This window comes from Siphonobacter curvatus (assembly GCF_002943425.1).
Taxonomy (GTDB): domain Bacteria; phylum Bacteroidota; class Bacteroidia; order Cytophagales; family Spirosomataceae; genus Siphonobacter; species Siphonobacter curvatus.
The window spans coordinates 347,014-369,076 of sequence record NZ_PTRA01000001.1; the positions used below are offsets into that span (position 1 = coordinate 347,014).

A 22,063-nucleotide genomic window follows, 5' to 3' on the forward strand; every position below is an offset into this window, starting at 1 on the left:
GTATCAGAAAGTTAAGTTCACACCAAAGATGAGCGAGCGGGCAATGGGGAGTCCACCGTAATCACCGGCTTCGGGATAGGAGCTATCTCCGCTCAGGTTCGTGTTGGTGGCTTCGGGGTTCAGGCCTCCTTTGTATTTATCCCAGCCAAAGAAGTTCTCGGCCGTAACGTAAATGCGGGCTCCCTGAATCTGCGGTACCTTAACTACGGATTTGAGGTTGTACCCCAACGTGATGTTCCGAACGCGAACGTAATCCGACGAATACAGCCAGTCGGTGTTTTTAATCCGGCCAAACGTCGAGTATACCTTACCTACCTGACCGGCACCCGGATCTTCGGGCGAACGCCAGCGATCCCGGTAAAAACCCAGGGCATTATCCACCACGCCCTGTCCGGTACGACCCAAAGCCCGACCCAGCAGTGAGTAAATCGAACCGCCATTCTGACCCTGCACCAATACGCTCAAATCGAAGTTTTTGTAACGGAAATTGTTGGTGATTCCCCAGGTATACTTGGGATTCGGTTGACCCACAATGACGCGGTCATTGGCATCAATCACACCGTCACCGTTGGCATCGAAGTATTTAGGGTCGCCCACCGTTTGTGATCCGTACAGAGCCGCTTTGCTGTCGATGTCCTGCTGGCTAAGAATACCAATCTGACGAACGACGTAAATACTGTACAGCGGATCGCCGACGCGAAGAATGGAGTGAGAAATATCAAACGACGAAGGAATGAGAATCTGGCTCTGACCACCCGCCAGCGAAAGAACCTTATTGGCGTTGTGACTAAAATTGAGCGAGGTATTCCATTTAAAGGCTCCCGTCAGGTTATTCGTATTCAGCTGCAACTCCCAGCCCGCGTTGCGTACGCTTCCGGCGTTCCCCAGCGAGGACGTAAAGCCCGTCACGCCGAGGGTCGGTACGTTGAGCAGCAGAGCCGTATTGGTTTTCCGGTACACATCAAAGGAAGCCGTAACGCGGTTACGCAGGATGGAGAAGTCAACCCCTACATCGAAGGTCTGCGATTTTTCCCAGGAAAGGTTCGTGTTGACAATGCCGCTCGGAGCTTGACCAATCGCGTTTATTCCGTTGAACGTGTAGTTGTAGGTAGCGAGCGTCGGTAAGGTACTGTAGTCGCCGATGTTGTAGTTGCCGGAAGTACCCCAGCTACCACGTAATTTCAAGTCATTGATGGCCGTAACGGATTCCATGAATGGTTCTTCCGAAATCCGCCAGCCTACGGAAGCGGAAGGGAAAACGCCCCATTTGGTATCCGCTCCGAAGCGGGAGGAGCCATCCTGCCGGACACTGGCCGTAAACAGGTATTTACCGCTGTAGCTGTACTGAGCCCGTCCGAAGAAAGAGATCAGCACGTTGCGGGCTTCGCTGGTATTTCCCGTAATGCCGTTCGCGGCGTTCAGCGTCGTGATGGCATTATTACTGAAACCACCGTTGGAACTCATGTTCGATAGTTCGATTTTATCGGACGTGTACGAAATACCGCCCAACAGCGAGAGGTCGTGCTTCTCGGCAAAGACTTTCGAGTAGGACAGTGTGTTTTCGTTCACAAACGTACGTTTCCGGTAGGTGTTGAAAGAGCCGAAGGTCAAAATGGTTTGCTGGGCGTTCCGGGCTTCAAGCGAACTGGCCACGGAGTAAGGCGTATATCCTTTCGCGGTATTATCGGTATTGTCCAGGTTCAGCGTGGTTTTCCAGAAAAGGCCTTTCGCCAGCTGGTATTCGCCGAACAAAGACCCCAGGGTTCGGAAGCGTTTGGTTTCTCCAATTACCCGTTCGAGCTTGGCAATGGGACTGTTAGCGGAAGTACTCCAGCGGTACTGACCAATGCTGCCACTGTTGGGATACAAACCCGCACTGGCTTCCTGCACGGGAGAGTAGCTGAGTAACTGGTGCAGGATATTATCTTTTCCTTCGACGCCAGGATCATGGTTGATCGAGAATGTAGGGGCCAGATTGACGCCAATTTTCAGATTTTTACTGGCTTTTACTTCGACATTCGCCCGGGCTGAATAGGCCGTATAGTCGGTATTGATGACCATGCCCTGCTGGTTGACGTAGTTCCCCGAAACGTAGTAGTTGACGTTTTCCGACCCGCCACTCGCCGAAATCTGGTAATTCTGTACCGCCCCTTTGCGGAAGGCTTCATCCTGCCAGTCAATGAATTGTAGGCCCGGGTAGCCGGGTTGCGACCAGCGGTCGTCGGTCATGTACGTCGTATTGACCTGACCTTCGGCCAATCCTAAGATAGTGCGGCGTTCGGCATTGGTTTGCGTAGCCGTACGGCCTGAGCCCGAAGCTACCCACTGAGCGTTGATAATTTCGGTAGCCCGGTCAATCCACTCTGGGCCGTTCAGCATGTCGAGTTTACGACTGCGTTCCATGTACCCGCCGTACGCGTTAACGGTAATCGTGCTTTTACCGCTTTGCCCGCGTTTGGTGGTAATCAATACGACGCCGTTAGCGGCCCGCGAACCGTAGATGGCCGCCGCCGCCGCGTCTTTCAGTACCTGAATCGACTCAATGTCGTTGGGGTTCATGTTATCGAGCGGGTTGCCCGTCGCAAAGTTTCCGGATCCATTGGGAGCTGCCGTTGCTAGCGGAAAGCCATCGATGACGTACAGCGGTTCATTGCCCGCCGTAATCGAACCCGAGCCCCGTACCTGTACACTGAGGCCCTTGCCCAGGGCTCCGCTGGTTTGTTTCACCTGTACCCCCGCCAGTTGGCCCACCAGAGCCTGATCCACGCGGAGTACGGGGCGTTCGTCCAGATTTCTGGCGTTGAGTGAAGTGATGGCACCAGTAACGTCCGTTTTTCGGGCTGTACCGTACCCAATCACCACGACCTCATTGAGAGCCTTGGTATCCGGTTGGAGCGTAACGTTTAGCGTGGTTTGTCCGTTGATGGGGAGTTCCTGGGTAATGTAGCCGATGGAAGAGACTACCAGCGTACCCGTTTTCCCCTCAAAGCGAAGGGTATACAGACCGTCCGCGTTGGTTACCGTACCAAGGTTCGTGCCTTTGATGGTAACGCTGGCTCCAGGAATGCCCTGTTTGGCGTCGTTGGAAGTCACCGTGCCCGTAATTCCCTGTGCAAAAGCTAGATTTCCTGTCAACAGGAAAAGCACCACCCAGAGGCAGACGGGTGGTCGAGTAAACCATTTTTTCATAAGATAATGCTACAGAAGTAATGTGTTAGGAAACGGAATAGCACTTTATTGATTACAAATATTATTTAAGTAAGTAAAGGGGCTGTCATGTACCTTCCTGCCGATGGGAAGAATGCAGGCAAAGAAGAGACGAGGAAAGACGATACGAAGGCGTTTATAACGAAAAGGGCGACTAGCTATTTTTTTAGGAGATTACTCGCTCAGTATCAGGAAAAATAACTACCTTTGCCTTCCGTTTTGAAAAAAGCGGATTCACTAAAATTCAGCCGGAGCTTCGCCCGGTCGGCTGATGTATCCAGGGCGAGCCAAAAATCTCTTATGGCACAACCTCAAGTAACTGATTTTGATTGGGATCACGCGGACAACCGTGGCTTTGGTAGTGGTTACTCTAAAGCTCAGCGTGATGAACTGGCTGCTCTGTACGAAGGTACGCTGAGCCAGGTAGCTGAAAAAGAAGTAGTAAAAGGTACCGTGGTTGGAATTACGGATCGTGAAGTAATTCTGAACATCGGTTTCAAGTCCGACGGGATGGTTCCCCGTACGGAATTCCGTGACATGCCCGAGCTGAAAGCCGGTGATGAAGTGGAAGTGTACATTGAAAATCAGGAAGACCCCAACGGTCAGCTGATTCTTTCCCGCAAAAAAGCGAAAGTAATCACGGCTTGGGATAATATTCAGAAGGCTCTGGATCAAGACCTCGTGATCGATGGTTTTGTGAAGCGTCGGACGAAAGGTGGTTTGATCGTAGATATCTACGGCATCGAAGCCTTCTTGCCCGGTTCTCAAATCGACGTAAAACCCATCCGCGACTTCGACGTTTTCGTTGGCAAGCGTATGGAGGTGAAAGTGGTGAAAATCAACTACGCCAATGATAACGTAGTCGTTTCACACAAAGTCCTCATCGAGAAAGACCTCGAGCAGCAACGTCAGCAAATCCTGACGAACCTGGAAAAAGGTCAGGTACTCGAAGGCGTGATCAAAAACATGACCAACTTCGGTGTATTCATCGATCTGGGTGGTGTGGATGGTCTGCTGCACATTACCGATATCTCCTGGGGTCGCATCAACCACCCAAGCGAAGTCCTCAAACTGGACCAACGCATTCAGGTGGTTGTACTGGATTTCGACGAAGACAAGAAGCGTATCTCTCTCGGCATGAAGCAATTGACGGCTCATCCTTGGGAAGCACTTCCTGCCGAAGTAGAACCCGGTGCTCGCGTAAAAGGCAAAATCGTGAACGTAGCCGATTACGGTGCGTTCCTGGAAGTTCAGCCGGGCGTAGAAGGTCTGATTCACGTGTCAGAAATGTCATGGTCTCAGCACCTGCGTAACCCTCAGGACTTCCTGAAAGTGGGCGACGAAATCGAAGCCGTTGTACTGACGATCGATCGTAGCGAACGCAAAATGTCTCTGGGCATCAAACAACTGACGCCTGATCCCTGGACTCGTCCTGAGCTGCTGTCGAAGTATGCTCCGGGTACGAAACACTCAGGAACGGTTCGTAACCTGACGAACTTCGGTCTCTTCCTCGAAATGGAAGAAGGAATCGATGGTCTGGTTCACGTATCTGACCTGTCTTGGACTCGCAAGATCAAGCATCCTTCTGAATACACGAAAGTTGGTGACAAAATGGACGTAGTGGTTCTGGAACTCGACGCTGAAAACCGTCGTCTGTCTCTGGGCCACAAACAACTCGAAGAAAACCCATGGGATACTTTCGAGAACGTCTTCACCATCGGATCCGTACACAAAGGAACGATCATTGCCAAGTCTGACAAGTTTGCTCAGATTGAGCTGCCCTACGGTATCGAAGGACAGGCTCCGATCAAGCAACTGGCAAAAGAAGATGGTTCGAACGCTGAAGTAGGTGAGTCTATCGACTTCAAAGTGATCGAATTCCATAAAGAAGAACGTCGTATCGTTGTTTCTCACACGAAAGTATGGGGCGACGTGAAGGATGAAGTGAAAGCCGAAGAGAAGAAGAAAACGCAAAAAGCTGTAGAGAAAACGAACTCTTCTGCTTCTGCTGAAAAATCAACTCTGGGTGATCTCGACGCTCTGGCTGCTCTGAAAGAGCAAATGGAACGTGGAAACTAATTCCTGACGCGAATTACTAAAGCAAGGGCGAGCCGAAAGGTTCGCCCTTCTTTTTTAGTACCCTCTCTCAAAAGGTCTCATTACAAATAGCTCTGTATCAGCTTGCTGATAGAAAGAAGGAATATCTTTTCAGAAAAAGAAGAAAAAAAATACCTCTTTTTCTGAAATCAGCTAATTTTCCCCTTATTTTTGCAGCCTCAAGAGCGAAAGAAGCTTTTGAAAAATCACAAGGTACCATGGCCGAGAGGCTAGGCAGAGGTCTGCAAAACCTCCCACAGCGGTTCGAATCCGCTTGGTACCTCCCTAAAAAATCCCTGAGCTCTCCTCGGGGTTTTTTTATTCATAGTCTTTTTGGTTTGAAGCAATCGCGGTGCTGACGAAGGAGGACGGATTTTGCGGAAGACTGTAAACTCGAATACTGAAACTGAGTTTTTAATAGACCGACCAATGTCTCAAAAAAAAATCACTTCTGCTCTTCTCTCCGTTTATCATAAGGAAGGCCTGGCACCCATCGTAGAATCTTTGCACCGTCAGGGTGTACAGTTATATTCAACGGGTGGTACACAGTCGTTTATCGAAGAAATGGGCATTCCCGTAACGCCCGTCGAGGATTTGACCAGCTATCCTTCCATCTTCGGGGGCCGGGTAAAAACCCTTCACCCCAAAATCTTCGGTGGCATTCTGTACCGCCGCGATAACGAAGAAGACGTAAAGACGGCAGAACAGTACGAAATTCCCGCCATCGATCTGGTCGTGGTGGATCTGTATCCTTTCGAAGAAACCGTAGCCGCGGGTGGTAGTAACGAAGACATCATCGAGAAAATTGATATTGGTGGTATTTCGCTGATTCGGGGAGCGGCTAAAAACTTCGAAGACGTACTCATCGTTTCGCACCGTAGCCAGTACGCCGAACTGCTCCGCATTCTTTCGGAACACCAGGCGTCAACCAGCCTCGAATTACGCCGCTACTTTGCTACGCTGGCCTTTGGCGTTACGTCTCAATACGATTCTGCGATTTATCAGTGGTTTGCCGGACAAACTTACACGGGTCGGGCGGCTGATATTTTCAACTTCAAGCAATTACCCCAGAATTCCCTGCGGTACGGCGAAAACCCGCACCAGTCGGCCACGTTCTACGGCGATCTGAAAAGCATGTTCGATCAACTGAACGGAAAAGAGCTTTCGTACAACAACCTGGTTGATGTGGATGCCTCCGTACAATTGATTGACGAATTCACGGATACGACATTCGTGATCATCAAGCATACCAATGCTTGCGGGGTAGCCACGGCTCCGACGGCGAAAGAAGCGTACCTGAATGCCCTTTCCTGCGATCCAGTATCGGCCTTTGGTGGTGTGATCGTGACGAATACAAAAGTAGACATGGCCGTTGCGGAAGAACTGAACAAACTGTTCATGGAAATTCTGATTGCTCCGGAATACGATGAAGCAGCTCTGGACCTGCTGAAATCGAAAAAGAACCGCATTCTGCTCAAGCGTAACGTGGTTCAGCCGACGAAACACATGTTCAAAACAGTATTGAATGGCGTATTGGTGCAGGATAAAGACACGGTAGCAGAAACCGCTGCTGAAATGTCGCCCAAAACGGAGAAAGCTCCGACCGAAAGCGAATACAAGGCTCTGGAATTTGCGTTGAAAGTGTGTAAGCATACGAAATCCAATACGATTGTTCTGGCGAAAGAAAATCAGTTGCTGGCGAGTGGTGTGGGACAAACCTCCCGGGTCGATGCCCTGAAACAGGCGATTGCCAAAGCAAAAGAATTCGGATTCGATCTCAACGGAGCCGTCATGGCTTCTGACGCCTTCTTCCCCTTCGCCGACTGCGTAGAAATCGCTCACCACGCGGGCGTTACGGCGGTGGTACAACCGGGAGGATCGGTTCGGGATCAGGATTCCATTAATTATTGCAATGAAAACGGACTGGCTATGGTATTCACCGGCGTTCGTCACTTCAAGCACTAATTCTCAAAGTTATCCACAACTTTCAAAAGCGTTCATTTCTTCGGGAATGGACGCTTTTTCGTTTTAATACGGCTTGTCTCGGCCTTTTAAAGAAAAATTATGTTTGGTGAAGCGTAGTTATCCACATGATACGGAAGTTATCCACATTGTTGAAGGAGTGAGGTGTGGAGAAGAAAAGAGAATGATTTCAGCAAAAGCTTTGGCCTGGATTGCGTATGCAAAATGAGGTACAGGTTTCAAAAAAACGCTCTATTAAGGAAAGGACGCTCTAAACCTTTTTCTTGGTATGAGAAATGTACTCGGTCTTTTCTTCCTTACGGTGTCGTCGTGTATCGCTCAGACTCAGCACAGGCTACCGCCCATGCCTACTACGGAACGGCAGGCTTTGGGATTTATCCACAATCCGGAATTATTTCCAGAAGAGAAAATGGATTTTCCCCTTGCAGCGGGACCGTTTGCTCCGACCTGGCAATCCATCGATGCCCAGTACCCCGGTCAGCCGGACTGGTGGCGGGAAGGTAAATTTGGTATTTTCATTCACTGGGGACCGCAGGCGGCGGGCGAAAGCGGTGACTGGTACGCCCGTCGTTTGTACGAAGAAGGTACAGAGCCGTATCAGAATCACCTCAAACGTTTCGGTCACCCTTCAGAATTCGGCTATAAAGATGTACTGCACCAATGGAATCCTACCAACTGGAATCCGGCGGCTTTGGTACAGGCATACAAGGATGCCGGTTTTCGCTACGCTCTGGTAGTAGGGGTACACCACGATAACTACGATTTGTGGAATTCCCAGTATCATCCCTGGAACTCCGTACGCGTGGGTCCAAAAAAGGATTTTCTGGCTTTGTGGAAAAAGGAATTACAGAAACAGGGCCTGCGTTTTGGCGTGGCTTTTCACCACGAGTATACTTGGTGGTGGTGGCAAGATGCTTTTGGTGCGGATAAAAACGGTCCTAAAGCAGGTGTGCCGTACGATGGCAGCCTTACCTTAGCTGATGGAAAAGGGAAATGGTGGGAGGGACTCGATCCGCGTCTGCTCTACGGGATTTCCATTCGCTACGACAGTCTGGTCCATAACGGCAAGCCCTTTACCATTCCTACGATCGCTTTCGGTAATCAGGGTGTTTTTGGTAATCACCTGACCTACGCCCGCTGGTACGCTACGCAATGGGCCCTTCGAATCCAGGACGTGATCGATCAGTACGATCCGGATTTCATTTATACCGATGGCAATAGTACCCAGCCTTTTAGCGGCTATAAAAGTGGCTCGGGGTACCGGAGCGATGCCGGAGCCCGGATAGTAGCTGATTTTTACAACAAAGGCAGTCGGGGCAAAAAGCTCGATAAGTTGAGTATCGTGAAGTTTATTCCGACAAACCGGGGAGCGGGGCGAACCTTTGAGGGAAGTTATCCCGCGGGTATAAAAACCGACCAGCCCTGGATGGCGGATATGGCCGTGGGCGATTGGTTTTATCAACCGGATTTTTACTACGATGCCGGAATGGTCATTCGGGCCCTGCTGGAATACGTCTCGCGGGACGGTAACCTGACGCTCTGCGTATCGCTCACGCCCAGCGGCGGGATGGATGCCGGCAGTGCCCGGATGTTAAAAGCAATTGGAGCCTGGATGCGAATCAATGGGGAAGGTATCTACGGAAGTCACGCCTGGAAAGAATACGGCGAAGGTGAATGGGTGAAAGATCCGAAGAACCCCGATAAACCTGCCAAACTGCGAAAATTGCCCGGTGGAAAACTGGGAAAACGTCACGCCGAGTTTCAGTTTAGTACCAAAGATTTTCGCTTTACGCGAGGCAAAGACGGGAGCATATACGCCTACGGAATGACCGTTCCTAAGCAGGAGGAAGTATTAACCATTCAATCACTGGGCACAAAAGCAGGTTTACTGAAGCAACCGATTCGTGCAGTAGAACTCCTGGGCAGTACCCAAAAACTTCGCTGGGTTCAGACAGAGGCCGGTTTGCAGATTACCTATCCCAAAGGGTTATCTTTAGAACACGTGGTTGGATTCAGGATTCGATGAAACACAAAAACGGCTTTTCTGAAAGGAAAAGCCGTTTTTGAATACGCTAAATTCTATTGTTTCAACCGAGCCGCTTCGACGGTTTGTTTGAGTGTATGCACGTACTCAATCAACTCGGCTACCAGCCCGGTCCAGCCCGTTTGGTGAGCTGCTCCGAGTCCGGAGCCATCATTTCCGTTGAAGTACTCGAAAAACTGGAGGTGATCTTTAAAGTGCGGATCCGTATTGAATTTCTTGTAATCCCGCTGATAGGGCCGAATCCCCGTTTCCGGATCGGGTGTAAAGATGCTGATCAATCGGGCTGCTACGGCCAGAGCCGCTTCTTTAATCGTTACCAGTTCGCCCGAATTAGTCGGATATTCAATTTCGAAATCATCGCCGTAGTACTGGTGGAATTTCAAGAGCGAATCCACGAACAGGAAGTTCATTGGAAACCACACCGGGCCCCGCCAGTTGGAGTTACCCCCAAACATTGAACCCGTACTTTCAGCGGGCGTATAGGCCACGCGAAGCACTTCATTTCCTACCCGAAACTCGTACGGATGATCGGCGTAGTATTTGGAAAGCGAACGGACCCCGTGATCAGACAGGAATTCGGCTTCGTCGAATACCCGTTTCAAAATCATCTTCATCCGGTGGCCACGAATGATAGATAGCAGCCGGGTTTCGCCCTTACCGGGTTCATACCAGCGGGAAATCAGCGAAGCCAGATCGGGCCGATTCGTCAGCACCCATTCCACGCGACGTTTGAAATCGGGCAGGGTATCCAGCAAATCCGGGTCCAGTACTTCCACGGCAAACAGCGGAATCAGTCCGACCATCGACCGGAGTTTCAGCAACATGCTCGGGCCGTTGGGAATGTGGAGTAAATCGTAGTAAAATTGATCTTCTTCGTCCCAGAGGCTGATTTCTTCCCGACCCAGCGATTTCATGGCTCCAGCAATGTGCAGGAAGTGCTCGAAAAACTTCGAAGCCATATCCTGATAGGCGGGTCGTTCCAGTGAAATTTCGCAGGCAATTCGGAGCATGTTCAGCGTGTACATGGCCATCCAGCCCGTACCATCCGCCTGCTCCAAATGGCCGCCCAGGGGTAACTGAGCCGAACGGTCAAATACCCCGATGTTATCCATACCGAGGAAACCGCCCCCGAAGATGTTGTTGCCCTGTTCATCCTTGATGTTAACCCACCAGGTAAAGTTGAGGAGCAGTTTGTGGAACACCCGTTCGAGGAAGCCAATGTCCCCGGTGCCGTTCATTTCCTTATCAATCTCGTATACTTTCCAGGTAGCCCAGGCGTGTACGGGTGGATTCACGTCCGAGAACGTCCATTCGTAAGCGGGAATCTGACCATTAGGGTGCATGTAGTACTCCCGCAACACGACGGCCAGCTGACGTTTGGCAAAATCCGGGTCAAGGCGAGCCAGCGGGATACAGTGGAAGGCCAGATCCCAGGCCGCAAACCAGGGGTATTCCCACTTGTCGGGCATCGACAGGATGTTGGCCGTATACATGTGCCGCCAGGTCCGGTTTCTTCCAAACTTTCGCTCAGGAGCGGGTTTGGGCATGGCCGGATCACCGTTAAGCCATTCGTTGACGTTGTAGTAATAAAACTGCTTGGACCAGAGCATACCCGCGTAGGCCTGCCGCTGAATCTTCCGTAGCTCCTCGTCTTTTACATTCTTTTGCAGATCTCCGTAAAACTCATCGGCCTCTTCGATCCGTTGCTGAAAAATGGTATCAAAATCAGTAAACGGTTCGTGATTGGAGTAATTTGAAAACCGCAAACGGATGGTAAAGCTACCCCCCGCCGGGACCGTTTTGGTGTACTGAGCCGAGGCTTTGGTACCGATATTATTGGGATTGACCGTTTTCCGTTTTCCGTTCGAAACGATGTAATCGTTGATACCATCTTTCGGGTACGGTGAAAAGTTGGGACTGTTATAGATCCGTTCGAAGTTGGTTTCGTTTTCGCAGAAAAGCAGGGCATCCGCGTCTTCCACGTACAACTTGTACTTACCCAGAATTTTGTGGCTGACTTCAATCAGCGAATTGGAGTACCCCGTCAGCATGGGGCGAACGCTGTAATTTTCGTAGCCCCAAATCCAGGTATTCCGGAACCAGAGCGTAGGCAGTACCGTAATGGGTGCCGCCTTGGGACCGCGGTTATGGACCGTCAGTTTAATCAGAATATCACTTTCATCGGCTTTGGCGTACTCGATGTTCATGTCGAAGTACTCGTCATTGTCAAAAACACCGGTATCGATGATTTCAAACTCGGGCTGTTCGCGGTTGCGGGAACGGTTTTCGCCCAGAATCTGCTCGTACGGAAAGGCCTGCTGCGGGTATTTATACAGCATGTTCATGTACGAGTGCGTCGGCGTTGAATCCAGGTAGTAGTATAATTCCTTGACGTCTTCGCCGTGGTTTGACTCGGGGTTGGTCAATCCAAACAGGCGTTCTTTCAGAATACCGTCCTTATGATTCCAGAATCCAAACGCAAAACAAATGTGTCCTTTATTATCGGAGATTCCCCCAATTCCATCTTCACCCCAGCGGTAGGCCCGGCTGCGGGCGGCGTCATGGGAGAAAAAATTCCAGGCATCGCCGTTAGAAGAGTAGTCTTCGCGAACCGTACCCCATTGGCGTTCAGCCAAGTACGGGCCCCACTTTTTCCATCCTTTGTTGTCTGCCCGTTGGGAAAGTCTAGCTTTTTCAGCAATCATACGTGAGTAGAGTGAGGGTTACGACATGGGAATCCGGCTGAGCATGAACGGCATAACCATAAAAACTTCGGCGGGTTCGTAACCTTTTACGAAACAATGTAACGATCGTACCCGAAATTTACGCCTTCCTGAGAAAGGCTGTGTAGGATACGGCCATAAATAGCGTAAAATTTCTGACTTAACGTATTTTTTTCTATGACTGCAAAATTTGCTCTGCTGGCTGGCTCTTTATTGGGGGCGTTGGGCGTTGGATTGGGGGCTTTTGGTGCCCACGCTCTAAAACCCATGCTCGTAGCAACCGGTCGCTTCGATACTTTTGAAACGGCTGTTCGGTATCAGTTTTATCACGCACTGGTCTTACTGGCAATTGGTTTACTGATGAATCAGCTGCCCGCAGTAGAAAAAGGACTGGGCTGGGCGGGTTGGGCTTTCCTGATTGGTGTCATCATTTTCAGCGGATCGCTCTATACCATCTGCTTCACGGGCATCAAAGTCTTTGGTGCCGTTGCTCCTATCGGTGGGACCGCCCTGATTATTGGCTGGGTACTGCTGGCGTTTCAGGTGGTAAAGGCTTGAGGAGGGGAGGAGGTTTGAATAGATTTGAAAGTGTTTCGAGTTTGCAATGGTTTAAGGTTTAAAAAATAGGAAGTTGGCGAAGAATAAAAAATTTGTAAGTACAAATCCATATTCCTATTTCAGACCTTACACCTCTAGCAAACTTGAAACCTGTTCAAACCTCCTTAAACGCCAATCTACCTCAATACCCATACTTCTCCTGCCATAAGGCTCGGAGGCGTTCGCGGATTTTCTCTTCGGCACCGTTTTCCTGCGGATCGAAGAGCTTGGTGCCCGTTAAGGATTCGGGTAAAAATTCCTGCTCGACGAAGTTGTTCTTGAATTGATGGGCATACTGATAGTTTTTCCCATAATTCAACTCTTTCATCAGCTTGGTCGGAGCATTCCGCAGGTGGAGTGGAATGGGCTGAGCCCCGGTTTTCTGAACCAGCTCCAGAGCCTGATTGATGGCGGCGTACGCCGAATTGCTTTTGGGTGAGGTAGCCAGATAAATAGTCGCTTCAGCCAGCGGAATACGGGCTTCGGGCATGCCGAGTACTTTCACCGCTTGGAAACAGCTTTCGGCCAGTAACAAAGCGTTGGGATTAGCCAGACCCACATCTTCAGCGGCTGAAATCAGAATTCGACGGGCGATGAATTCAATGTCTTCGCCGCCGTCGAGCATACGGGCCAGGTAGTAAATGGCTGCGTTGGGGTCCGAACCGCGAATGGATTTGATAAAGGCCGAAGCGATGTCGTAATGAGCTTCGCCGCCTTTATCGTACAGAGCAATGTTTTGCTGGACTTTCTCGAAGACCAGTTCGTTGGTAATTACCAGCGGTTCGCCCGCTCGCTGGTAATTGGTAATCAGTTCGAGAATATTGTACAACTTTCGGCCATCACCTCCTGAAAGCTGTAACATGGCTTCGTATTCTTCGACCCGAATGTCCCGGTCTTTCAGGTACTCATCCTGAGCCAGAGCCCGGTCAATCATCTGGATCAGGTCTTCTTTTTCAATTGATTTAAGTACGTATACTTGGCACCGCGAAAGCAGAGCCGGAATAACTTCGAAGGAGGGGTTTTCGGTGGTAGCTCCAATGAGCGTGACGATGCCCCGTTCGACGGCCCCCAACAGCGAATCCTGTTGCGATTTGGAAAAACGGTGGATTTCGTCGATGAACAAGATAGGACTTGCTGAACTGAAAAATCGCTGTTTAGAAGCCGATTCAATCGTTTCGCGAATATCCTTTACGCCCGAATTAATCGCGGAAAGGCTAAAGAATGGGACTTTCAGTGACTGCGAAATGAGGGTTGCCAGGGTCGTTTTACCCACACCCGGTGGCCCCCAGAGAATCATGGAGGGAATCCGCTGGGCATCGATGGCTTGGCGGAGTACGGCTTTCGGTCCTAATAAATGTTGTTGACCAATGTATTCATCCAGCGTCCGGGGACGCATACGTTCTGCGAGTGGTGGCATACGAAGTGCAGAAAATTTCCTACTTTTATTAGTAAACGCCCAAGGTACCTAGTGAAAGCAAGTTTGCTGATAGCCGATTCTGTCAAAAAATTGAACCACTTTGCCAGAACCAATCCAGTAAAATGGGCGGTAGTACTTAGGTATTTTCCCTTGATTTTATCCGGCTTTCCCCTTGATTTTTAAAGAAAAGTTGGAGGCCATACGGAATCCATGCAAATTTACTGACTAAATAAGCCGGAGACCGATCCTTAGTTGCCAATCCTCTGAAAAAGCTTCCCAAACAAACCTTGGTTTTTAGTTTGTCTAGCAAAAACTAGTTGTCACTACTTTAGGACTTCCCATACGTATAGGATAAGAAAGCGGGTAATTGACCTTTCGTCGATACGCCCAACGGTTGTAAGTAGGAGATGATTGCAAAAATCTCCCATCTATCAGCGGGTCAAAAGAGAGCCGTTAGCCATTTCTGTATAGGGCTCAGAGTGATCCGAGAATTAATGAGCATAAAAAGCGAATAATTTTGGCATTGGTTTTAGAATAGCCATCCATGAACCACACCCTAGATGACTTTCCGCTGACGCTGGCGGCCGGTATTACATTTACAGCACTCATGGGTTTGAGTAGCCTGCTGTTCTTTGTAATCACTCGGCGGAAGCAGTTGCGTCAGAAAGAATTCATTCGATACTTGGAAGGTAGTCTTGAAGCTAGCATTCGTTCCCAGGAAGCAGAAGCTCAGCGAATTGCCGCTGATTTACATGAAGATATCGGGAGTTTGCTATCGGCTACGCGAATGAGTTTTTCACTAGTAACCCGTTATTTAGATAATTGTCCCGAATCGTTACAGAGTGCTGAGCAAACCAAACGCTTACTCGAAGAGGCAGTAAAAAACGTTCGGCGAATCACCAAAGAGATTCAGCCACCCGCTCTCGAAAAACTGGGTCTAGTAGTGGTATTACAGGAATTAGTTGAAAAGGTACAACACGCTCACCCCGAAGTACTGATTGACCTGGAGTGCCGTGGTGAAGAATACCGACTCGATCGATCCGTCGAGTTTATTTTATTTAGGGTAGCTCAGGAGTTACTCCAGAATAGCCTGAAACACGCCGACGCGAGTCGTATTGAGTTGTTATTGTTGTATCAACCCAAACGAGTTTTTTTTACATTAAGTGATAATGGAATGGGCTTCGACTGGCCGAAAGTTCAACAGCAAACAACTCCTCTAGGCTTGAAAAACATCGAAAGCCGTCTGAGCGTAGTAGGAGGGCATGTGGTGTTTGAAACTTCTCCGGGTCAGGGAACGCATACCGTCGTTGACATTCCACTGCATACGTCTTGATTATTTATGAGTGGAACTTCCCACATTCGCGTAGCTATTGCCGACGATCACGCCCTTTTTCGGAGGGGACTGGCCAATATCTTGAAAACCTACGATTCGATTGAGGTCATTATGGAGGCTCAGGATGGGCAGGATTTGCTCACACAATTGGCTTTTCAGGTCCCCGATGTCGTTTTACTGGATTTACAAATGCCCGTTCTGGATGGTATTAAAACCACGGAACAGTTAAGAAACCGTTTCCCAGAGGTGAAGATTATCATCATTTCCATGCACGATGACGATGGATTTGTAACCAATCTTATGGAACTAGGGGCTAATGGCTACCTAATCAAAGACAGCGATCCGGACGAGGTTGTCAAGGCCATTCGAACCGTAATGGAGGAAAACTATTACTATGGAGCATTCCTGACCAAGGTCATGCACCGTCGGATGGTCGAACGCTCGAGGCCCCGGAAGCCTTCTTTTTCTTCGCAAACGCCCTTGAGTGAACGCGAACATGAAGTACTGCAGCTCATTTGCAGTGGACTGACCAACGCTGAAATTGCCGAAAAACTCTATATCAGTGATCGTACCGTAGAGGGACACCGTACCCGTATCATGGAGAAAATCGGAGCAAAAAATACGGCGGCTATGGTCGTGTATGCGGTGAAGAACGGCTTGTACTAACGATTGAGAAAATCACCACTCTCAATCTGCGTCAACCCTAACGTGGGTAAGTTGTAGATGTATACCCAAGCCTGTACGGTGGTGCCATTACTGAGTTGCACTGTTTCGGGTTGCCGTAGATAATCGGAATGGGCTTCGTCTTCGGGATAGTACCCTTCATAAGGGTCCAGTTCGGCAAAGGTACGTTCTGGGTCCGGTAACCAATATACTTCACCTTTTACCAAGTCGCCCGTTTCTTCACTACGGATCAGAGCCGGATACCAGTCAATCAGGTAGAGTTTTCCGGGTACTGAACCTTCATCTACCCACTGGGCCTGCCGCTGCAACACCTCATGCATCGCATGGTTGGCCGTTCGTCGTAAGGTTCCGTAGACAAATAGGTAGTTCATAGGAAGGAAATATAATTAAAAATCAAATGGAAGAACATAGGGCTTCTAAAGGCAAAGCCGCTCAAGTGAGCGGCTTTGTCCAAATAACCCTTAACCAAAACTAAAAAAGCGTTAGACCTGATAAATGGTCGGGCAGATGGAACGGCCCTGAGGGGTCCGGTTCTTCTGCGAAGGTATCGTAGTTACGTCTTCATGAGACGTAAAGAGTTGTATCGCCCAGTCCAGCACCACTGTCATTAATGAACGAGCCACTTTCGGATAGGAAGTGATGGTCGCAGCTTTAGCTGGAATTTCGTTGGGTTTGGTATGTACCAGCGTACTGGTTTTACGAGCTAGTTGTGTAACGAGTCCTTTACCGGTATACAAACGGTGGGGAGTACCCATACCGAAACCTTGGACATTGAATAATCCCAGCAATACCAACAGGAAGGAAATTTTTCGGAATGCAAGACCAAAGAACTTCATGGCTGAAAGGAGTTTACGTTCGGAGGTGATTCAAAACAACGATAAAAAATTAGTTTATGCTACCACTTCGGGATGAACGGAAACTAAACGGTATCGCTGCTCTGATTTTGATAGTACAAAGATAGGTGTTGTTAGGTACTTTGCAATACATGGTACCTAAATTTTTTACTTTTTCTTTGAAAAGCACTTCCGTGCTGGTGATTGATTTGGTTTCTGGGTAAAGGATGCAAAAGCAGGCATAAACGTTGCAAGCTGTAACAAAAAAATCCCCGACTTTATAAAAAAGCCGGGGATTGAGAAAAATGATGTACCGTATATTACAGGACAACCACTGAGTTTTCTTCCATAGAAATGCCACTAGCAACAAATTTATCCGCTTCAGTTTCATTGATCCAGACTTCGCCATCGATCAAATAGCGGAATTGGTATTCTTTGCCAGTTGTTAATTCAACAGTGCCTTTAAAAGAACCATCTTTTTGTTTTTTCAAAGGAGTAGCATCGGCATCCCATCCGTTGAATTCACCTACAACGGCAACTGCTTTAGCTCCATTGCAATGCTCAGAAGGAACAGTGAACGTGACCTTTGTAACAGGCTTACTCTTGAGTGTTTGCTTAGACAGACTCATGGTTGGATTATTCCATTTGATTTACAGAGGCAAATATGCAATTAACGACAATACAAAGCAACTGATTATCAGAAATTTAAATTACGCTAAACACCGGAATATACTATTTGAAATTTTTTATTGGTAAAGTTCAATTGTTCAGTTGAAGTGGTGTGCTACGAAAACCTCTCCGTTTCTTCCCGCCTTCTCTATCATTTTCTTAATAAGCTAGTACACAAAACTTATTCAAGGCGGAACGCTATAGGTAGATTAAACCGACACTTAACTGCTCGACCCTGTTGGCGGCCGGGTTTCCAGCGGGGCATTGCCTGTAACACCCGTTGAGCCTCTTCATCACAGCCGAAACCTAATCCTTTCAGAATCTGAAGCTGCGTGATGCTTCCGTCTTTTTCGACCACAAACGAGAGATACACATTGCCACTCACATTGGCCTGCTGGGCCTGCGTAGGATAACGAAGATTCTTTCGTAAATACTGATTGAACGCCTCCATTCCGCCCGGATATTCTGGCTGAATTTCGACCGTCAGCATCACTTCATTGTTTTCCTTGGGACTGACTTCTACAATCAGCTCCTCCTTTTTCCCAGAACTTTCCGTGACGTCTACGATGGCAGGCAGGTCATTACCTTCCAGAAACGTCCGCGAACCAGCCTGATGTACTTGCAATTGTTCTTGGGTGGCCAGAAATGAATCGTCAGGGACCTGCTCATCAGCGACTACAACTGGGGGTTTAAATTCATACGTGTTCGTTTGAGGAACGTCAGGAGTGGGCGGTGGAGGCAGGGTAGGGGGTGTTTGGGGAATCTCAGGCGTTTCAAGTTCTACTTTCACCGGCGTAAGATGAGCAGAGACCGAACTTTTTGAAGCAGATAAATGAGCAAAAAGTACGGGAGCTAAAGCGAGTAGCAGAAATAGGCTGATGCTGATTATGGTTGCCCAACGGAGGTACTGGCTTATACTTTGGCGTAGCTCATAAGCTCCGTATGCCTGATTGCGATTCGCAAAAACATAGTCTTCGAGGGTTTGATACGTTTCCATGGGTGTATAATTTAAACTAAATTTTTAGTTATAAGAGTGGAGAAAAAAGCCCGAATGAACGGGCCATAAAGGGTTTAGTGGAAAATGATTAATCGTTTTTGGTAGTATCGGCCACTACCTGAACACTGTCCTGAGCCAGCGGAGCAGTAGCGTTGGGAGTTAACTTATTAAGTTCGGCCAGTCGATTTGCCGCCAGCGTTGCATACGCACAATCTAGCATTTCCATGGGTCTAGCGTTCCGGGGATTACTCACAATGACTTTACAAGTTTTGATGAGTTCCTGATAATACGTCTTTGCCAGTTCCATATCTACCTGATAGGTATCGTGCAACTGAGCCAGTCGGTACAGAGCCTTCGGACGTTCGGACAGGTTAAAGGTTTCCTGATAGATTTTAATAGCCCGTTTGATGGACGCAGGTTTGCCTTCCAGTTCATAGACATCTCCCAGGCCCATCTGGTAGTCAGGCACCCGGGTTTGTGCCAGTTGAATAGCCTGTTTGAAATTACGGAAGGCATTGAGATCAAAATGAGCCGAATCTTTTTTTGCCTTGAGCAGATAAGCTGTACCCAAACCACCGTATACGTATTCCGTTTCTTCCCCCGCATTCAGTAGTCGCCGGAACGTAAAAATGGATTGATCCAGACTATCAATTTCGTAATACGCCCGCCCTAACATTCGCTGGTAAAAAGCCGAGGAATCACCCTGAGCCATGGTTTTCTGAAGACTGGTAACTACTTCTGCAAAGTGTCCTAGCCGAAAATCGACCCGGCTCTTTTGTAACAAGAGACGTATGGAATTGGGGTCAAGAGCCAAGCCTTTTTGCACGCATTCATTCGCCAGTATTGAATGAGCCTGGTCATTCATATCTAAATGAATCCGCGTCAACTCCGCCCACGACTCAATGTCCTGCGGATTAAGAGCTACGGCTTTGTTGTAACATGTGATAGCCTGACCCAACTGCTCCAGACGACTATACTGGACAGCAGCCTGTTTAAACAGATACGCATTCGTCGTGTCGAGTTGGATGAGACGTTGATAATAGTGCAAGGCCCGAAGATACTGAGCGTTTTTTTCGAACAGTATCGCCAGTTGATTCAATGCCTCGGTCTGGCTCGTATCACGTCGCAGTACGGTTTCATACGTTTTTCGGGCCGCTGGAAACTGGCCCAGCCGCTGTTGTACAAAGCCTAATTGCAGGGCTGCTTCTACTTGCATACTATCACTTTCCACAAGCTTTTGCAGGATTGGAACCGATTGGATATACTCCCCGCGACGAATATGTTCCTGGGCCTGTATCCAAGGTTCATGCTGGGATTGGGCCATACCTGTCAGGCACTCCAGTAGCAACAGGAGTAGAGGTAAAAATCGGAAAGTCATAGCGATAAGTGAGTTGAAGTGTTACGCTAAGGGTACCAATTATCAGAAAAGAGAATAGTCTTGAATGAAATCGTATACTACGCTAGATCGTATACGTCGCGGGGAGCATTTTATACTTGAAAGAAGCAATCAGGGAAAGCGTTCCCGTAAAATGGCTACTACTCCAACAAAGCTTTACTTGGAAGCTTTGGCTGTTTTCTTTTTGTCCATCGTAAAGTAAATCGGCAAGTTGTAGTAGCTACGAACGGTTTCTCCCTTAACTATACCCGGTTCCCATTTCGGCATGGCGTTTAAGACCCGCATGGCTTCTTCGTCACAACCAAAACCCAGGCCTTTTGCAATCTCAATATTACTAAGCGAGCCATCTTTTTCAACCACGAATCGGGTAAATACTCTTCCTTCGACATTTGCTCGTGCCGCAGGCTTCGGATAGTTAACAGTTTTAGCCAGAAAATCATACATAGCCCTCTGACCACCCGGGAACCCAGCTGCTTTATCAACAACGGTATACACATCAGGGGCGGAAGCGGGCTGGCTGGGTTTAGCGGGCTGTTGCGAAGGTTTCGCAGGCGTAGCGGGTTGGGATTGAGCCGTTACTTGCTCCGAAAAAGCGGTTGAAAGAAAGAGCATGGTCCCAAAGACGGGTAAAATTAATCCATACTTACCCAGAGCCGCAGTGCTGGAAGGCGTTTTCTGTAACATACTGATGCGAGGTTTAAGAAGCGATTTATTAAAAAAAGGATGAACTAAATCCGTCGTATTGACCCCAAACTGCTGGGAAAATAAAAGCATAGCGTAATCCGCCCGACTGGGTTCGCACTTACTGGCCACTTCGTCAGCCAGGTATTCGTGCAAGAGACGAATGTCCTGCTTCATTAAGTAAACCAGTGGATTGAACCAGTTGATAATGGCGACCAACTCAAAAAAGACCACGTCTGCGGAGTGAAGCTGCCGTACATGGACGCGTTCGTGGGCTTCAATCGTTTGCCGGTTGGATAGATTTTTACCGACGAAAAAGTGATTGAAAAACGCAAATGCCGTATTCGTTTTACGATGGTACCGATACCGAATTAAATCGCTCAGTCGCATGAGCTGGAAGGCGAACTTTCCTAACAGAAAAAGCATCCCACACATATAAACGACCGCCAGTACGTGTCCCCAGGCCAGTGGATGAGCCGATTCGTGGTTATCCAGATAATTGGGCCGAATGAAGACTACGCTTGGGTTATAATAAGCGTAGATCGACTCGTTGACCTGCTGCGTTACAAACCAGCTCCGTACCCAATCGGACTGGATGGCGGGAATAAAAAAAGCCAGAGCCGTACCTGCCAGCAGGAAGCTGCGATTAAGCTGGTGAAACGTTTCCCGTCGGAGCAGGATGCAGTAAAAGCCATAAAAACCAGCCAAATACAGATTTACTTGCAGGAGATAGTGCAACCAATTCATACCGATGGAATGGCCTTTCGGTCGTTTAAAGGTGGATAGAGGGTGTGGGCTGTTCTTGCCCGTGTAGGGCATAGGCGGAACGGACGCGGAACAGGCTTTACTGCTTCTTCATCTGCTCAATCATTTTCAGAATATCGTCAGCTTCGTTGAGCTCCACTTTCTTTTTCTTCACGAAAAACGAGAACAAACTGCCGATGGAATTGCCGAAATACCCTTCCATTAATTTTTCGGTGGCAAACGTTCGGTACTGTTCCTTCGTAATGAGGGGATGGTATCGGTGCGATTTGCCATAGGCCGTATGCCCTACGAAGCCTTTCTGTTCCAGAATCCGAATAATGGTAGAAACAGTATTATAAGCCGGTTTTGGCTCAGGCAATTGATCTAGAACGTCTTTTACAAAACCTTTTTCCAGCGTCCAGAGTACGTGCATAATCTGCTCTTCGGCTCGGGTAAGTTCTTTTTCAACCATAATTGTGCATCGTTTAATGGCTACTTCAAGGATGCGAACAGCAGGCCTCTTCGTCTTCCAGAAGTATCCTTAGTCCAAAGGTTAAACTAATATTTTAGTTTAACAACTATTTTTTTCGTTTTTTTCGATAAATAGTTTCTAGAAGTCGGGTGTGGCTGAAAATCAGTTGAATACACTTAGAAAGGA

The 22,063-nt window shown here is 48.5% G+C and carries 16 protein-coding genes and 1 tRNA gene; 7 read left to right on the plus strand and 10 right to left on the minus strand.

Going from position 1 to position 22,063, the window contains the following annotated elements; all coding sequences use genetic code 11:
• Positions 1 to 3: 3 nt before the first annotated feature.
• Positions 4 to 3,189 (minus strand): SusC/RagA family TonB-linked outer membrane protein, encoded by a 3,186-nt coding sequence (locus C5O19_RS01400; protein WP_104709584.1) that lies wholly within the window; start codon positions 3,187 to 3,189, stop codon positions 4 to 6.
• A gap of 318 nt (positions 3,190 to 3,507) precedes the next feature.
• Between C5O19_RS01400 and rpsA the strand changes: the two genes are divergently transcribed.
• The 4 genes from rpsA to C5O19_RS01420 all read left to right on the plus strand — a co-directional run bounded on the left by rpsA (position 3,508) and on the right by C5O19_RS01420 (position 9,313).
• Complete coding sequence (rpsA, locus tag C5O19_RS01405; protein ID WP_094812407.1) at positions 3,508 to 5,286, plus strand: 30S ribosomal protein S1; 1,779 nt, start codon at positions 3,508 to 3,510, stop codon at positions 5,284 to 5,286.
• Between the two features lie 230 nt (positions 5,287 to 5,516).
• Positions 5,517 to 5,587 (plus strand) — tRNA-Cys (locus C5O19_RS01410).
• Between the two features lie 146 nt (positions 5,588 to 5,733).
• A complete protein-coding gene (purH, locus tag C5O19_RS01415) occupies positions 5,734 to 7,269 on the plus strand; it encodes a bifunctional phosphoribosylaminoimidazolecarboxamide formyltransferase/IMP cyclohydrolase (protein WP_104709585.1) in 1,536 nt (511 codons plus the stop codon).
• Between the two features lie 286 nt (positions 7,270 to 7,555).
• A complete protein-coding gene (locus C5O19_RS01420; protein WP_104709586.1) occupies positions 7,556 to 9,313 on the plus strand; it encodes an alpha-L-fucosidase in 1,758 nt (585 codons plus the stop codon).
• Positions 9,314 to 9,366: 53 nt separating this feature from the next.
• Here C5O19_RS01420 and C5O19_RS01425 read toward each other — a convergent pair whose 3' ends face one another.
• Positions 9,367 to 12,036, minus strand: a complete 2,670-nt coding sequence (locus tag C5O19_RS01425) for an MGH1-like glycoside hydrolase domain-containing protein (RefSeq protein WP_094812401.1) — start codon at positions 12,034 to 12,036, stop codon at positions 9,367 to 9,369.
• 195 nt (positions 12,037 to 12,231) lie between these two features.
• Between C5O19_RS01425 and C5O19_RS01430 the strand changes: the two genes are divergently transcribed.
• A complete protein-coding gene (locus tag C5O19_RS01430) occupies positions 12,232 to 12,612 on the plus strand; it encodes a DUF423 domain-containing protein (RefSeq protein WP_104709587.1) in 381 nt (126 codons plus the stop codon).
• Positions 12,613 to 12,793: 181 nt separating this feature from the next.
• Here the strand turns inward: C5O19_RS01430 and C5O19_RS01435 are convergent, their stop codons facing one another.
• Positions 12,794 to 14,068, minus strand: coding sequence for a replication-associated recombination protein A (locus tag C5O19_RS01435; protein ID WP_104709588.1), 1,275 nt, complete (start codon positions 14,066 to 14,068; stop codon positions 12,794 to 12,796).
• A gap of 544 nt (positions 14,069 to 14,612) precedes the next feature.
• On the opposite strand from C5O19_RS01435, the gene C5O19_RS01440 reads away from it, so the two are divergent.
• Positions 14,613 to 15,401, plus strand: coding sequence for a sensor histidine kinase (locus tag C5O19_RS01440; protein ID WP_104709589.1), 789 nt, complete (start codon positions 14,613 to 14,615; stop codon positions 15,399 to 15,401).
• A 6-nt stretch (positions 15,402 to 15,407) separates the two neighbouring features.
• Positions 15,408 to 16,067 carry a response regulator transcription factor gene (locus tag C5O19_RS01445; RefSeq protein ID WP_104709590.1) on the plus strand — a complete coding sequence of 220 codons (660 nt, stop codon included), beginning with the start codon at positions 15,408 to 15,410 and terminating at the stop codon, positions 16,065 to 16,067.
• Here the strand turns inward: C5O19_RS01445 and C5O19_RS01450 are convergent.
• From C5O19_RS01450 to C5O19_RS01480, 7 genes are all read right to left on the minus strand, one after another.
• Entirely contained in the window at positions 16,064 to 16,456 is a 393-nt protein-coding gene (locus C5O19_RS01450; protein ID WP_104709591.1) for a gamma-glutamylcyclotransferase family protein, read from the minus strand. The two genes, C5O19_RS01445 and C5O19_RS01450, sit on opposite strands and share 4 nt — an antisense overlap.
• Before the next feature lie 111 nt (positions 16,457 to 16,567).
• Entirely contained in the window at positions 16,568 to 16,921 is a 354-nt protein-coding gene (locus C5O19_RS01455) for a hypothetical protein (RefSeq protein WP_104709592.1), read from the minus strand.
• Between the two features lie 317 nt (positions 16,922 to 17,238).
• Entirely contained in the window at positions 17,239 to 17,547 is a 309-nt protein-coding gene (locus C5O19_RS01460) for an isoamylase early set domain-containing protein (RefSeq protein ID WP_104709593.1), read from the minus strand.
• A 221-nt stretch (positions 17,548 to 17,768) separates the two neighbouring features.
• Positions 17,769 to 18,584, minus strand: a complete 816-nt coding sequence (locus C5O19_RS01465; protein WP_104709594.1) for an energy transducer TonB — start codon at positions 18,582 to 18,584, stop codon at positions 17,769 to 17,771.
• Positions 18,585 to 18,672: 88 nt separating this feature from the next.
• The gene (locus C5O19_RS01470) at positions 18,673 to 19,962 is read right to left on the minus strand and encodes a tetratricopeptide repeat protein (RefSeq protein ID WP_104709595.1); all 1,290 of its coding nucleotides are present in this window, start codon (positions 19,960 to 19,962) and stop codon (positions 18,673 to 18,675) included.
• Between the two features lie 174 nt (positions 19,963 to 20,136).
• On the minus strand, positions 20,137 to 21,408 hold the full coding sequence (locus C5O19_RS01475; protein WP_165795911.1) for a M56 family metallopeptidase: 1,272 nt from the start codon (positions 21,406 to 21,408) through the stop codon (positions 20,137 to 20,139).
• Between the two features lie 97 nt (positions 21,409 to 21,505).
• Positions 21,506 to 21,877 (minus strand): BlaI/MecI/CopY family transcriptional regulator, encoded by a 372-nt coding sequence (locus tag C5O19_RS01480; RefSeq protein WP_104709597.1) that lies wholly within the window; start codon positions 21,875 to 21,877, stop codon positions 21,506 to 21,508.
• Positions 21,878 to 22,063 lie beyond the last annotated feature (186 nt).